This is a genomic window from Flavobacterium urumqiense, assembly GCF_900108015.1.
Classification (GTDB): domain Bacteria; phylum Bacteroidota; class Bacteroidia; order Flavobacteriales; family Flavobacteriaceae; genus Flavobacterium; species Flavobacterium urumqiense.
Genome location: NZ_FNVP01000003.1, coordinates 105,125 through 117,670, shown reverse-complemented (window position 1 = coordinate 117,670; position 12,546 = coordinate 105,125). Strand labels below are relative to the sequence as shown.

At 33.7% G+C, this 12,546-nt stretch carries 12 protein-coding genes; 6 read left to right on the top strand and 6 right to left on the bottom strand.

Going from position 1 to position 12,546, the window contains the following annotated elements:
• Positions 1 to 50: 50 nt before the first annotated feature.
• The 5 genes from C4S35_RS05485 to guaA form a co-directional block, all read right to left on the bottom strand.
• Entirely contained in the window at positions 51 to 1,664 is a 1,614-nt protein-coding gene (locus tag C4S35_RS05485) for a CTP synthase (RefSeq protein ID WP_103999216.1), read from the bottom strand.
• An 81-nt stretch (positions 1,665 to 1,745) separates the two neighbouring features.
• Positions 1,746 to 1,979: a DUF3820 family protein gene (locus tag C4S35_RS05480; RefSeq protein WP_103999215.1), complete on the bottom strand. Its 234-nt coding sequence runs from the start codon at positions 1,977 to 1,979 to the stop codon at positions 1,746 to 1,748.
• Positions 1,980 to 2,060: 81 nt separating this feature from the next.
• Entirely contained in the window at positions 2,061 to 2,462 is a 402-nt protein-coding gene (locus C4S35_RS05475; RefSeq protein ID WP_103999214.1) for an OsmC family protein, read from the bottom strand.
• A gap of 45 nt (positions 2,463 to 2,507) precedes the next feature.
• A complete protein-coding gene (locus tag C4S35_RS05470) occupies positions 2,508 to 4,493 on the bottom strand; it encodes a muramidase family protein (RefSeq protein ID WP_103999213.1) in 1,986 nt (661 codons plus the stop codon).
• A gap of 135 nt (positions 4,494 to 4,628) precedes the next feature.
• On the bottom strand, positions 4,629 to 6,158 hold the full coding sequence (gene guaA / locus C4S35_RS05465) for a glutamine-hydrolyzing GMP synthase (protein WP_103999212.1): 1,530 nt from the start codon (positions 6,156 to 6,158) through the stop codon (positions 4,629 to 4,631).
• 206 nt (positions 6,159 to 6,364) lie between these two features.
• Between guaA and C4S35_RS05460 the strand changes: the two genes are divergently transcribed.
• Positions 6,365 to 6,892, top strand: coding sequence for a hypothetical protein (locus tag C4S35_RS05460; RefSeq protein WP_103999211.1), 528 nt, complete (start codon positions 6,365 to 6,367; stop codon positions 6,890 to 6,892).
• 75 nt (positions 6,893 to 6,967) lie between these two features.
• On the opposite strand, the gene C4S35_RS05455 is transcribed toward C4S35_RS05460, so the two are convergent.
• The gene (locus C4S35_RS05455; protein ID WP_103999210.1) at positions 6,968 to 7,633 is read right to left on the bottom strand and encodes a hypothetical protein; all 666 of its coding nucleotides are present in this window, start codon (positions 7,631 to 7,633) and stop codon (positions 6,968 to 6,970) included.
• A gap of 295 nt (positions 7,634 to 7,928) precedes the next feature.
• On the opposite strand from C4S35_RS05455, the gene C4S35_RS05450 reads away from it, so the two are divergent.
• From C4S35_RS05450 to C4S35_RS05430, 5 genes are read left to right on the top strand one after another with little or no spacing between them, the layout of a single operon-like run.
• A complete protein-coding gene (locus C4S35_RS05450; RefSeq protein WP_103999209.1) occupies positions 7,929 to 8,339 on the top strand; it encodes a RidA family protein in 411 nt (136 codons plus the stop codon).
• A 45-nt stretch (positions 8,340 to 8,384) separates the two neighbouring features.
• Positions 8,385 to 9,641, top strand: coding sequence for a voltage-gated chloride channel family protein (locus C4S35_RS05445; protein ID WP_103999208.1), 1,257 nt, complete (start codon positions 8,385 to 8,387; stop codon positions 9,639 to 9,641).
• A 60-nt stretch (positions 9,642 to 9,701) separates the two neighbouring features.
• Positions 9,702 to 10,706: a DHH family phosphoesterase gene (locus C4S35_RS05440; RefSeq protein ID WP_103999207.1), complete on the top strand. Its 1,005-nt coding sequence runs from the start codon at positions 9,702 to 9,704 to the stop codon at positions 10,704 to 10,706.
• Between the two features lie 6 nt (positions 10,707 to 10,712).
• Complete coding sequence (gene gldI / locus C4S35_RS05435; protein WP_103999206.1) at positions 10,713 to 11,369, top strand: gliding motility-associated peptidyl-prolyl isomerase GldI; 657 nt, start codon at positions 10,713 to 10,715, stop codon at positions 11,367 to 11,369.
• Between the two features lie 20 nt (positions 11,370 to 11,389).
• Positions 11,390 to 12,514 (top strand): peptidylprolyl isomerase, encoded by a 1,125-nt coding sequence (locus tag C4S35_RS05430; RefSeq protein WP_103999205.1) that lies wholly within the window; start codon positions 11,390 to 11,392, stop codon positions 12,512 to 12,514.
• The last annotated feature ends 32 nt before the right edge of the window (positions 12,515 to 12,546 follow it).

The window sequence follows — 12,546 nt, the reverse complement described above, 5'->3', positions numbered from 1 at the left end:
AGTTTAATCTATTAGTATAAAGTTTGATAAATTGTTTCGAAAAACAATAACTATTTTTTCTTTGCTTGAACGGCAGCTGCTACAAAACTCACAAATATAGGATGTGGGTTTGCAACGGTACTTTTATATTCCGGATGGTATTGAACCCCGATAAAAAATGGATGATTTTCAATTTCAACCACTTCAACCAATCCTGTATCTGGATTTACTCCTGAAGCAATCAATCCCGCATTTTGTAATTGAGCAACGTAGTTACTGTTGTACTCATAACGATGACGGTGACGCTCAGAAATAGATTCTTTACCGTATATTTTATAAGCCAACGAATCTTGTTTTAAATCACATTTCCATGCTCCAAGACGCATTGTTCCTCCTTTATCAGTAATGGTTTTTTGCTCTTCCATTAAATTAACGACAGGATGTGTTGTTTGTTCGTTCATTTCAGTCGAATTGGCATCAGCAAGACCTACTACATTTCTTGCATATTCAATAATTGCCATTTGCATACCCAAACAAATACCAAAAAATGGAACTTTATTCTCTCTTGCATAACGAACTGCTTCTATTTTTCCTTCAATTCCTCTTTCACCAAAACCTGGCGCAACAAGAATCGCATCTAAACCAGCTAATTTCTCTTGAATGTTAGTAGCATCAATATGTTCCGAATGGATTGAAATCACATTTACTTTGGTTTCATTAGCAGCACCTGCATGAATAAAAGCTTCTAAAATAGATTTATAACAATCTTGCATTTCAACATATTTCCCAATCAAACCAATATTGACGACATGTTTAGGATGTTTTAATCTGCGTAAAAAAGTATTCCAGTTTTTTAAATCCGGAGCGGCTTTTTTAGGTAAATCCAACTTCTTTAAAGCTACAATATCAAGTCCTTCTTCAAGCATTAAATTAGGCACCTCGTAAATTGTTGAAGCATCTATAGATTGTATAACTGCCTCTCTTTTTACATTACAAAACAAAGCCAATTTATTACGTAATTCTTCTGAAATTTCATGTTCTGTTCTACAAACCAGAATATCAGCTTTGATACCACTTTCCATCAGCGTTTTCACAGAATGCTGTGTTGGTTTTGTTTTCAGCTCACCAGCAGCAGCCAAATAAGGCACTAATGTAAGGTGAATAACAATACCGTTATGCTCTCCTAATTCCCAAACTAATTGACGAACCGATTCAATATAAGGCAAGGATTCAATATCTCCCACAGTCCCGCCTATCTCTGTAATAACAATATCATAATCACCTGATTTACCAAGTAATTGCATTCTATCTTTAATTTCATTGGTAATATGAGGCACAACTTGTACCGTTTTACCAAGAAACTCCCCTCTTCTTTCTTTTTCAATAACTGAAAGATAAATTCTTCCAGTAGTAACATTATTGGCTTGAGATGTAGGAACATTCAAGAAACGTTCGTAATGTCCCAGATCTAAATCCGTTTCTGCGCCATCATCAGTTACGTAACATTCTCCATGTTCATATGGATTTAAAGTACCGGGATCGACATTAATATACGGGTCAAACTTTTGGATAGTTGTACGATACCCTCTTGCTTGTAACAATTTTGCCAAAGATGCCGCAATAATTCCTTTTCCTAAAGAAGAAGTCACACCACCTGTAACAAAAATATATTTCGTTTGATTCATTCTGTTGTTATTGTTGTTGTTTGTATTGTAGTTATGTAAAAAACTTGGCAAAAGTACAATTATAAATTATCAATTTAAAAATTAAATCGGTTTTGGGTACCGTTTTTTAATATTTCGAATTAACTCTTCAAGTCCATTGAGTTTTAATTCATAAATTAATTGTAGCTGCTCGCCTAACTCCCCTTTTGGAAATCCTTTATTGCTATACCAAACTACGTAATATTCTGGTAAATCGATGAGAAACTTGCCTTCATATTTACCAAAAGGCATTTTAGTATGAGCGAGTTTAATGAGCTTTTTTTGGTTTTGATCCATTTTTTTAATAAAAAAGAAGCGAGAGACCAGAATTAGAGAGAATACTCTTTCTTGTTATTGCCTCTTGTTTCCAAGCTCTATTTATTTCCAGTTGAAAGTAATTTTTTTTTCTATTTCTGTGTTCAAGCTCAAGAAAACAGGGCAGGTCATTGCAGTCCTCTCTAGAATAGTAATATTCTTTTGATCCTCTGTCCCTGCCATTTCAAAAGTGATTTCGATTACTCCAATTCGTCTTGGTTCGGCATTCATGATTTTTGTTACGGCTGCGGTAGATCCTTTCAAATCAACATTCAGATCACGAGCTTTTATTCCCATAACTGTCATCATACAACTTGCCAAAGCATTTGCAACAGTATCAGTGGGAGAGAAAGCCTCGCCTTTTCCATTATTATCCAAAGGAGCATCTGATATGATTTCATTTTGGGATTGCATATGTATTGATGACGTTCTTAAATCGCCTAAGTAAGTTACTTTTGATGTCATAATTTAATATTTTACTCTACAGCCAGACTAATTACTGAACACTTTTTATTTAGCTTCTTTTATGGTTAAATCAGTGTCGTAATACAAGATGTAAACGCCTTTATTCGTGTATCCTCCATCTGGATTTCTATAATATTCAAATTTATTATCTACTTGCTCCGTTGCTACAGCATCGGCCGTTTCCTGATATGTTTTACCTTGTGCTAATCGCATTATGGTATCAAAAGTTATATCAAAACCACGCGTTGCAAAGGTGCTGGGGAAAATCTTATTTATTTTTTTAAAACTATTTTCAAATTGAAGAGCTTCTGCTGATTCATTGTCACGCGTCATTGATGGATACATCATTTTTAATTTTGTCAGATTCACAAAATTAATTTCATCCGTGTCCAATGTTTCATTTGGCTCTAAAATAACCAATTGTACTTTGTAAGTTGCCATAGCACTCATCATGGTCGTAATAATTGATTTTATCATACTGGTATTTCCAGTTTCCATTACTACGTAATTTATTTTGTCTTTAACAAACAAACTCTTCAAATTTTCAGCTGATAAAGTTCCATTTGCATTAAGTATTGAGAATCGTACGTCTTTCTGATTTTCTTTGATATACTGAATAACTGATTCTTTTTTCTTATCAACTACAGCTATAATATTGCCATTTTTTAATCTCATGAAATCAAACATTGCATTTTTTATAGCTGTGGCCGTTGGGATTGTTTGGTATAAATTGGTATATGATTTTGCCATGTCTTTTGACAAAGGTGAAATAACAGGAACTTGATTAAGAGTCAGTAACTCCGCCGTTTTTTCCACATTATTTTGATAAAAAGGACCAATTATTGCATCTGCATTTTCTAGATTATTTTCTTTAATAATAGCAGCGACGTTTGATGCGTTTTTTGTTTCTTGAGAATCGAAAACACTTACATCAATATTAAGCCCTAGTTGTTTAACAGAATCTATAGCTGACATTGCTCCCGCATAAAAATCCAAAGTCATGTTTAAAAATTTATCTTTTTTCAAGCGCATAGCAGTGGTATTGATCGTATCACCTTCAATAGTATTCATATTAAAAGGCATCAACAGCACTATTTTTTTTCGATCGTTATCCCCGCTTTTTTTAGACAAACTACTGTATACTTTTTTACTTTCTTGCGGTATTGCAATTGTTGATGGTATTTTCAGAACCATTCCTTCAGTGGCTCCATAAGCTAAAGCAGGATTTAAAGTAATCAATTCCTCTTGACTTATCCCAAACATTTTTGACAAACTATAAAGTGTCTCTTTAGATTTTACTTCATAATTCAAATAATTGATTGGCGCAGCTACTTTTACCGGATTAGGTTTTGCCGTTTCTTTTTTCGATTCAATCACAGCAACCATTTTATCTGCTTTTGGAGCATTCCCTTTAATTATCAATTTATATCCAACAGGCAAATTGGAAACAACTTCAGGATTTTTTTTCTCAAGTTCTGCAATGGTAATTCCATATTTTTTAGCAATGGAATATTTCGTTTCCTTAGCAAGAACTTCGTGATAAACAATTAATTCTTTTTTTACAACTGAAGGTTTTACCGTTGTAATAGAAGATTTTACAGTTGCAATTGAAGTCTTTGTAGGAGTATTTGAAGGAATTATCAGCATCTGACCTATTTGCAATCCATCATTTTCAAGAAAAGGGTTCGCTTTTTTCAATGCCTCATCAGAGACTCCATATTTTTTCTCAATTCCATAGAGTGTCTCTTTAGCTATTACCAAATGAGTTTTGGCTTGTAAATTCGTTTTAGCTGGAGCAGTTGTAGTTTTCTTTGTTGAACTTTTTGGAATCAACAAAACACTGTTTGGTTTTAAACCACTTTGTGCATCAGGATTTAATTGATAAATATCATATGGAGTAACTTTATATTTTTGTGCAATCTGAGTGATTGTTTCTCCTTTTTCGACCTTATGTGTACTGTTTTTTTCTTGTGAGGAAACACTGAACGTAAAAAACAAACAAGCCAAACAAACTGTAATAAAATACTTCATTCTTTTTATTTATAAAAATTATTCACTAATTAATAACAGAACGGTATCAAATTTTATTCCAAAATCTGATACCGTTTATCTAAATCACATTAAAAAATAATTACTCTCAGAAGAAAATAAATTATATTTCAACGTTTATTCCCATTCAATTGTTGCTGGTGGTTTTGAACTAATATCATAAACCACTCTATTTACGCCTTTTACCTTATTAATAATGTCATTAGACACTTTCATCAAGAAATCATACGGTAAATGAACCCAATCAGCAGTCATACCATCCGTTGACTCAACAGCACGAAGCGCAATTACTTTTTCATAGGTACGTTCATCACCCATAACTCCTACGCTGTTTACTGGAAGCAAAATCGCTCCTGCTTGCCATACCTTGTCATACAATCCCCAAGATTTTAAACCATCTATAAAAACTGCATCTACTTCTTGTAGAATCCTTACTTTTTCCGGAGTAATATCTCCTAAAATTCTAATTGACAATCCTGGTCCTGGAAAAGGGTGTCTTCCTAATAATTCTGGATCTATTCCTAATGAAGCTCCTACTCTACGCACTTCATCTTTAAAAAGCATACGTAACGGTTCTACAATTTTTAATTTCATGTAATCCGGCAAACCACCAACATTATGATGCGATTTGATCGTTGCCGATGGTCCTTTTACAGAAACCGACTCAATAACATCGGGATAAATGGTTCCCTGTGCCAACCATTTTACATCTTTTATAAGGTGTGATTCATCATCAAAAACTTCGATAAATACACGTCCGATAATTTTACGTTTGGTTTCCGGGTCACTTACACCTGCTAATTCAGATAAAAAACGATCCCCTGAGTCTACTCCTTTCACGTTTAAACCCATCCCTTTATATTGGTCTAATACATTTTGGAATTCGTTCTTACGAAGCAGTCCATTATTTACAAAAATACAATATAAGTTTTTTCCAATTGCCTGATGCAATAAAACTGCCGCTACGGTAGAATCTACTCCGCCAGAAAGTCCAAGAACCACTTTATCGTCCTGTAATTTCTCTTTTAACTCTGCTACCATTTCTTCAACGAAAGCATTTGGTGTAAAATTCTGAGGAACTTCTGCTATTTTTACTAAAAAATTTTCCAGCATTTTTGACCCATCTGTTGAGTGAAAAACCTCTGGGTGATATTGAATAGCATAGGTAGTTTCACCCTCAATTTTATAAGCTGCAAATTCTACATCATGAGTACTTGCCAGCTTTATTCCGTTAGTTGGCAAAGCTTTAATACTATCACTATGACTCATCCAAACCTGACTGTTTTCAGAAACTCCTTCAAAGAAAATTTCATCTTCCTTTATATAAGATAAATTAGCTCTACCATATTCTCTAGTGTTTGAAGCCGCAACTTCACCACCACTAAAATGGGATAAATATTGTGCGCCGTAACAAACAGCCAATATTGGAAGCTTTCCTCTAATTTGAGATAAATCAGGATGTGGCGCATCTTCTCCTCTAACAGAAAATGGGCTTCCGCCAAGAATTACTGCTTTATAAGATGATAAATCACTCGGAAAATGATTGTATGGGAAAATTTCGCAGAATATATTTAATTCGCGAACTCTACGCGCAATAAGCTGAGTATATTGCGATCCAAAATCTAAAATAAGTACGTTGTGTTGCATGCGCAAAAATACTTTTTATATTTTGAATTGAAAAATTGAATTTTGAAAATCTTTAATTTATTTTACTCTTTGGTCATTTTAATTGTTTTTAATCCTTTTAACAGGACAATATATAAAAACCCAATGAGTTATTATAACGTATATAATAATACCTTTGTGACATAATTACAGTAAAGACTAATTTTTACACCTATAAAATAATTTAAATGAAAACAAAAACGTACGCCCTAATTACACTAGTAATTCTATTTCTAGCTTCCTGCAGCGTGGTAGATCAACTTCTAACCTTCACTGTTTCTAATGAAACTTCTTTTACTATTGCAAGCGGATTTCCACTTAACACCGCTTCTGAAATAATTACGCCAGATGTCACAACAAATTCGAGTGCCGAATTTCAGAATAACAACACTAATGCAAATTTAGTAAAGGATGCAAAATTGAAAGAATTAAAAGTATCCATAACTAACCCGACTGACAAAACATTCAGCTTCTTAAAATCAATCCATTTATACATCTCTACGGATGCAACTGATGAGATCGAATTAGCTTATTTAGATAACATTAATTCTACCACGAACGTTTTAAATTTAACTGTAACAGATTCAAAATTAGATAAATACATAAAAGCTTCCAGTTATAAGATACGAACGAAAGCAGTAATTAAAGAAACCCTAACCAAAGATATAACAGTAAAAGCTGAAATGAAATTTAGAGTTACGGCCGATCCGTTTTAGAAAAAACTGTTTTTACAATAATAAACCGTTGGATATAACATCCAACGGTTTTTTTTATTCTTTACAAGGACATTTTTATTCCTTCACAAGGATAATTGTCGCTTTGAAACCAGTTCCAAGATTCCACTGACTCGAAGAAATCAGCGTCCCTTTATCATCAAATACTTGAAATTGTGCAGTATTGGGCCCAGAACTCCCTTGATTTAATGCTTCAAAATCTATTTTATTAAATCCTTTTTCCAATACTATTTCGAAACCTTTATAATCACTATCCAAATTCACTTGGTATTGAATCACTTTATCATTCAGATATACTCGGATCTCATCGCCATCAACATAAGCTGCATCTCGATAAAGTACTTTAGCCGTAACCGAAGCAGTTTTGAAATCACCTAAATTTTGATTTTTTCTATAAAATGCACCCTCTTCTTTATCATCTTTTTTATTTAATTTATCTCTGTAAATATCTCCAGGATTAATAAAATCATTTTTAGTTAACATTGAGAAATTGCTCGGCGTACCGGAAAGGACAGGACTGGGCTTTGGCTTAATAAGATCCGGACTTTTGAAAACATTTGGTGTCGTTATAGGAGGTAAAGCCGATTCTGGTGGAATTATTTTTTTTATTTTTGGACTTTTATTTATAGGCGGAATAGCCTTAAACTTAGTGTTAAACTCATTTTGCGCATATCCATGCAAAGACATACCAACTATCATTATTAAAAATAGAATCCTCTTCATAACTTATATATTAATTTATTTACTGCTTATATTTTTTTAAAAATAAAAAAACTGAGGCCATTAAATCACAAACGGGGTGTAATTTAACTTTCATTTATAACATTCAATTTTCAATTTTATTACATTTATGATCATTTAATTTTCTAAAATTCCTTTCTAAAAATTGAACTTTTTAATTAAAAACCAGTATTTTTTATTTTATTATTTTTTATAAATTGCAAAAAATATACCAAAAATTGAAATTCAATTTTAAAACTTAAAAAGCATACACTATTAACCTTCTAAATAAGTAAAAATGAAAAGAGAAAATATATTGACGGGTTCTCCATGGGAAGATAAAATGGGCTATTGTCGGGCAGTCCGCATCGGAAATATAATTGAAGTTTCCGGAACAGTTGCAATTGTTGATGGCGAAGTGGTAAAAGCACATGATGCATATGCTCAAACACTAAACATTCTTACAAGAGTAGAAAAAGTACTTGAGGACCTTAATGTAGGAATGAAAGATGTTATTCGGACTCGGATCTTTACTACTGACATTAACAACTTTGAAGCTGTAGCTTCTGCTCATTCCAAATTTTTTAAAGACATAAAACCAACAACTGGCTTTTATGAAATCAGCAAATTGGTGGGCCCTGAATATCTGGTAGAAATAGAATTTACAGCCATAGCCACCGAAAAACCATTAATTCAAGAAGGATTGTAATACTTTAGCAAAAAAAACGCCGAGTCAATTCTAGTTTTGAATTTAATGAATTTAGAAAAAATAAAAAAAATCATGTTTCTTGCCGTCAAATGGATTATCATTTGCACATTGATCGGGCTTTTTTCTGGCACAGCTTCAGCATTTTTTCTGGTTGCTTTAGAATGGGTTACACTAATTCGAGAACACAATAATTGGATTATTTGGCTTTTGCCAATAGGCGGTCTTATAATAGGACTAGGCTATTACTATTTAGGACAAGAAGTGGTAAAAGGCAATAATCTGTTATTAGAAGAATACGAAAACCCGCAACATACCATTCCACTAAAAATGGCGCCTTTAGTGCTTATAGGAACATTAATCACCCATCTTTTTGGAGGTTCAGCAGGACGAGAAGGAACTGCAGTTCAAATGGGAGGTGCTATTGCAGATCAATTTACCAACCTTTTTAAACTTGACAATTCAGAAAGAAAGACAATCTTAATTTTAGGAATCAGTGCTGGTTTTGCCTCCATTTTCGGAACACCATTGGCGGGAGCCTTATTTGCTTTGGAAGTTTTATATTTCAGTAAAATTAATTTTAAAAGTACTGTATTATCTTTTTTTACAGCCTATGCAGCGTACTTTACAGTGGAACTTTGTCGAGTAAAACATACTCATTACATTATTCCCATTGTTCCAGAAATTACTTTGATCAACTTACTTTGGACAATTCTAGTAAGTTTGTTATTTGGCTTAGCAGCCATGTTATTTTCTCGAAGCACCCATTTTTGGCAAACTTTATTTTTGAAAACGATACCATTTCCTCCGCTTCGCCCTTTTATTGGCGGAATTATACTTGCGATTACCATCTATTTTATTGGAACTACAAAATATATCGGTATAGGAATTCCTACAATTGTTGATGCTTTTTCGACTCCAAATAATTCTTATGATTTTCTAATCAAAATACTATTTACCGGTTTTACACTTGGGGCCGGTTTTAAAGGCGGAGAAGTAACACCTTTATTCTTTGTTGGAGCCACTTTAGGGAGTGCTTTATCCGTTGTTGTTCCTTTGCCTATCGCTCTTTTGGCTGGAATGGGATTTGTTGCTGTATTTTCGGGAGCCACCCATACTCCTATTGCCTGCACGGTCATGGGAATGGAACTTTTTGGAGTAGAAAGTGGGATTTTCATTGGCACCGCCTGTTTAATCGCTTATTTTTCTTCAGGATCTGTCGGGATTTATCAAGCCCAGATTGTAAAAGGCCCAAAATACCGTTTATATCAAAAAATGAAAAATAAAGATCTTGAACTCCTATAATAGGTGAAAATCATGTTAATGATTTCAACTTTACATTAAAAAAATGTAATTTCGCACTCTATGAAAATACAAGACATTCAAGCGCTACAGTTGTTGTTATCAACTCCAAAAAAAATTGCCATAATCCCACACCGAGGTCCTGATGGCGATGCTATGGGTTCTACTTTAGGATTGTATCATTTTTTATTAAAAAATCACCACCATCCAGTTGTAGTTTCACCAAATGAATTTCCTGATTTCTTGGCTTGGATGCCAGGATCAGAAACTGTTAAAATATACGAAAAAGACAAAGAAAACTGCACCAAAATTCTTAAGGAAGCAGAGCTTATTTTCACATTAGATTTCAATGCTTTGCACCGCGTAGGTGAAATGGAAAACGTTTTGAACACCCTAAAATCAACGTTCATAATGATTGATCATCATCAAAAACCAGATGATTACGCCGCATTTACGTATTCTGACACCTCTTTTGGATCCACTTGCGAAATGTTGTACAACTTCATTTGTCTTCTTGGCAAAAAAGCAGACATTGACAAAACTATTGGAACTTGCATTTATACCGGAATTCTGACGGATTCAGGGTCTTTTCGGTTTCCAAAAACAACTGGAACTACGCATCGAATTATTGCAGAATTAATAGATTTAGGTGTCGAAAATACGGAGATCCCAACTTTGCTTTTTGACAACAGTTCTTATGGGCGTTTACAATTATTGGGTAGAGCACTACAAAACATGAAAGTGATCCCGGAACACAAAACGGCGTATACAACACTGACACAAGACGAATTGCACTCTTTTGATTATCTAAAAGGGGATACGGAAGGAATTGTAAATTACGGATTGAGTATAAAAGGAATTAATTTTACCGCTATTTTTATCGAAAATAGAGAAGAAAAAATAATCAAAATTTCGTTTCGTTCGCAAGGTGATTTTGATGTCAATCAATTTGCAAGAGATTATTTCAACGGTGGCGGACACCGCAATGCTGCAGGTGGAAAATCAGAACTTTCCATGGAGGAAACAGTAAATAAATTTGAAGATTTAGTACAAAAACTAACCCTATAATACATCATGAAAAATAGCCATGCACTTGCAATTGTATTGTTTTTAGCTCTATTAGTTTCCAGTTGCAAACAACACCAGGAAGCCAGAAGACCTATTTCACAAGCTTCGGGAAGTTTTATGAAGAAGTCGATCGAGCGAAATAAAAAATTAATTTCAGGCGAAGAAGCACAAATTGATGCTGTAATCAAAAGAAATTCAAACGTAAAATTTATCGCTTCGACAAAAGGATATTGGTACTCCTATATTACAAAAAACGAATTGGATACACTAACTCCAAAAAAAGGAGATGTAGCATTCTTTGATTATGAAATAAAAGATTTAAAAGGAAATGTCATTTATTCTGAAGTAGAATTGAGACCTCAAATATATTATGTTGACAAACAAAATATCATGATGGGTTTGAGAGATGGGATAAAACTAATGCATAAAAAAGAGAAAGTAAATTTCCTTTTCACTTCTCACATGGGCTTTGGTTATCATGGTGACAACAAGAAAATTGGCGTTAATCAACCTTTACTTTGTATCGTAACTTTGCGTGATTTTATGCCGGAAGCAGTCTATAATAAAAAAAATGAAATTAAAAGAACAGCTCCGACTCCTGCTCCTGCTGTAAAACCAGAAGTTCTAACTGAAACCCCAATAAAAGATACTTTAACACAATAAAAAAACAAATATAACTTAATATGAAAAAAAGCATCCTTCTCGTATTCCTCGTAATTGCCTCATTTTATTCTTGTAAAGAAGAACACAACAATCTTCCTGATGGTTTGTATGCAAAAATTGAAACCAATAAAGGAGAAATTATTGTACAATTAGATTTTGAAAAAGCGCCTATCACAGTGGCAAACTTTGTGACTTTGGCCGAAGGAAAAAATGAATTTGTCACCAATGAAAATCTTAAAAACAGACCATTTTTTGACGGATTAAAATTCCACAGAGTAATAAAAGATTTTATGGTTCAAGGTGGAGATCCATTAGGAACGGGATCTGGTGATACAGGATATAAATTTAAAGATGAATTTTCTGATTTGAGATTTGACAAAGCTGGTGTTTTGGCTATGGCCAATAATGGTCCAACGACTAACAGCAGTCAGTTTTTCATTACTCACGTTGCAACTCCTTGGTTAGATGGCAAACACACTATTTTTGGCCATGTTGTCGATAAAGGAATGGAAGTAGTCAACAAAATCGAACAAAATGACTACATGAATAAAGTAACCATTATCAGAAATGGCGAAGCGGCAAAAAAGTTTGATGCCGTAAAAACATTTCATGATTATTTTGCCGTAGAATCAGAAAACCAAAAGAAAAAATTGGCTATTGATGCCGAAAACAAAAGAGTGTATGACACAAAATACAAAGATGTACGCAATCAAAAAATAGCTTATTTTGCTGATTTAAAAGCAAAAGCAACAATAACTCCCACTGGTTTAAAATACGTTATAATAAAAAAAGGCGGTGGAAAAAAACCAGCTAATGGCGCCAATGTATTTATTCATTATGCAGGTTTTCTGGAAGATGGAGAATTATTTGACGCAAGTATTGCAGACGTAGCTAAAACTTTTGGAAAATACGACGAAAATAGAGCGGCACAAAACGGATACCAACCAATCCCTTTTCAGGCAGGGAAAAAAGATGGCATGATTCCTGGTTTCATTGAGGGATTGGAGCAATTGTCTTTTGGAGATAAAGCAGTACTTTTTATCCCTTCAAGATTAGGTTATGGAGCAGCAGGCGCTGGCGGAGTAATTCCTCCAAACGCCAATATTATTTTCGAAATCGAATTATTAGAATCGATGCCCCAATAGCATTTTATAAAAATTCAAAAATTTGTCAGACT

Bases quoted from the DNA above. Each gene is read 5' to 3' on its own strand.
- C4S35_RS05485 (WP_103999216.1), bottom strand. From the start codon at position 1,664: ATGAATCAAACGAAATATATTTTTGTTACAGGTGGTGTGACTTCTTCT.
- C4S35_RS05480 (WP_103999215.1), bottom strand. From the start codon at position 1,979: ATGGATCAAAACCAAAAAAAGCTCATTAAACTCGCTCATACTAAAATG.
- C4S35_RS05475 (WP_103999214.1), bottom strand. From the start codon at position 2,462: ATGACATCAAAAGTAACTTACTTAGGCGATTTAAGAACGTCATCAATA.
- C4S35_RS05470 (WP_103999213.1), bottom strand. From the start codon at position 4,493: ATGAAGTATTTTATTACAGTTTGTTTGGCTTGTTTGTTTTTTACGTTC.
- guaA (WP_103999212.1), bottom strand. From the start codon at position 6,158: ATGCAACACAACGTACTTATTTTAGATTTTGGATCGCAATATACTCAG.
- C4S35_RS05460 (WP_103999211.1), top strand. From the start codon at position 6,365: ATGAAAACAAAAACGTACGCCCTAATTACACTAGTAATTCTATTTCTA.
- C4S35_RS05455 (WP_103999210.1), bottom strand. From the start codon at position 7,633: ATGAAGAGGATTCTATTTTTAATAATGATAGTTGGTATGTCTTTGCAT.
- C4S35_RS05450 (WP_103999209.1), top strand. From the start codon at position 7,929: ATGAAAAGAGAAAATATATTGACGGGTTCTCCATGGGAAGATAAAATG.
- C4S35_RS05445 (WP_103999208.1), top strand. From the start codon at position 8,385: ATGAATTTAGAAAAAATAAAAAAAATCATGTTTCTTGCCGTCAAATGG.
- C4S35_RS05440 (WP_103999207.1), top strand. From the start codon at position 9,702: ATGAAAATACAAGACATTCAAGCGCTACAGTTGTTGTTATCAACTCCA.
- gldI (WP_103999206.1), top strand. From the start codon at position 10,713: ATGAAAAATAGCCATGCACTTGCAATTGTATTGTTTTTAGCTCTATTA.
- C4S35_RS05430 (WP_103999205.1), top strand. From the start codon at position 11,390: ATGAAAAAAAGCATCCTTCTCGTATTCCTCGTAATTGCCTCATTTTAT.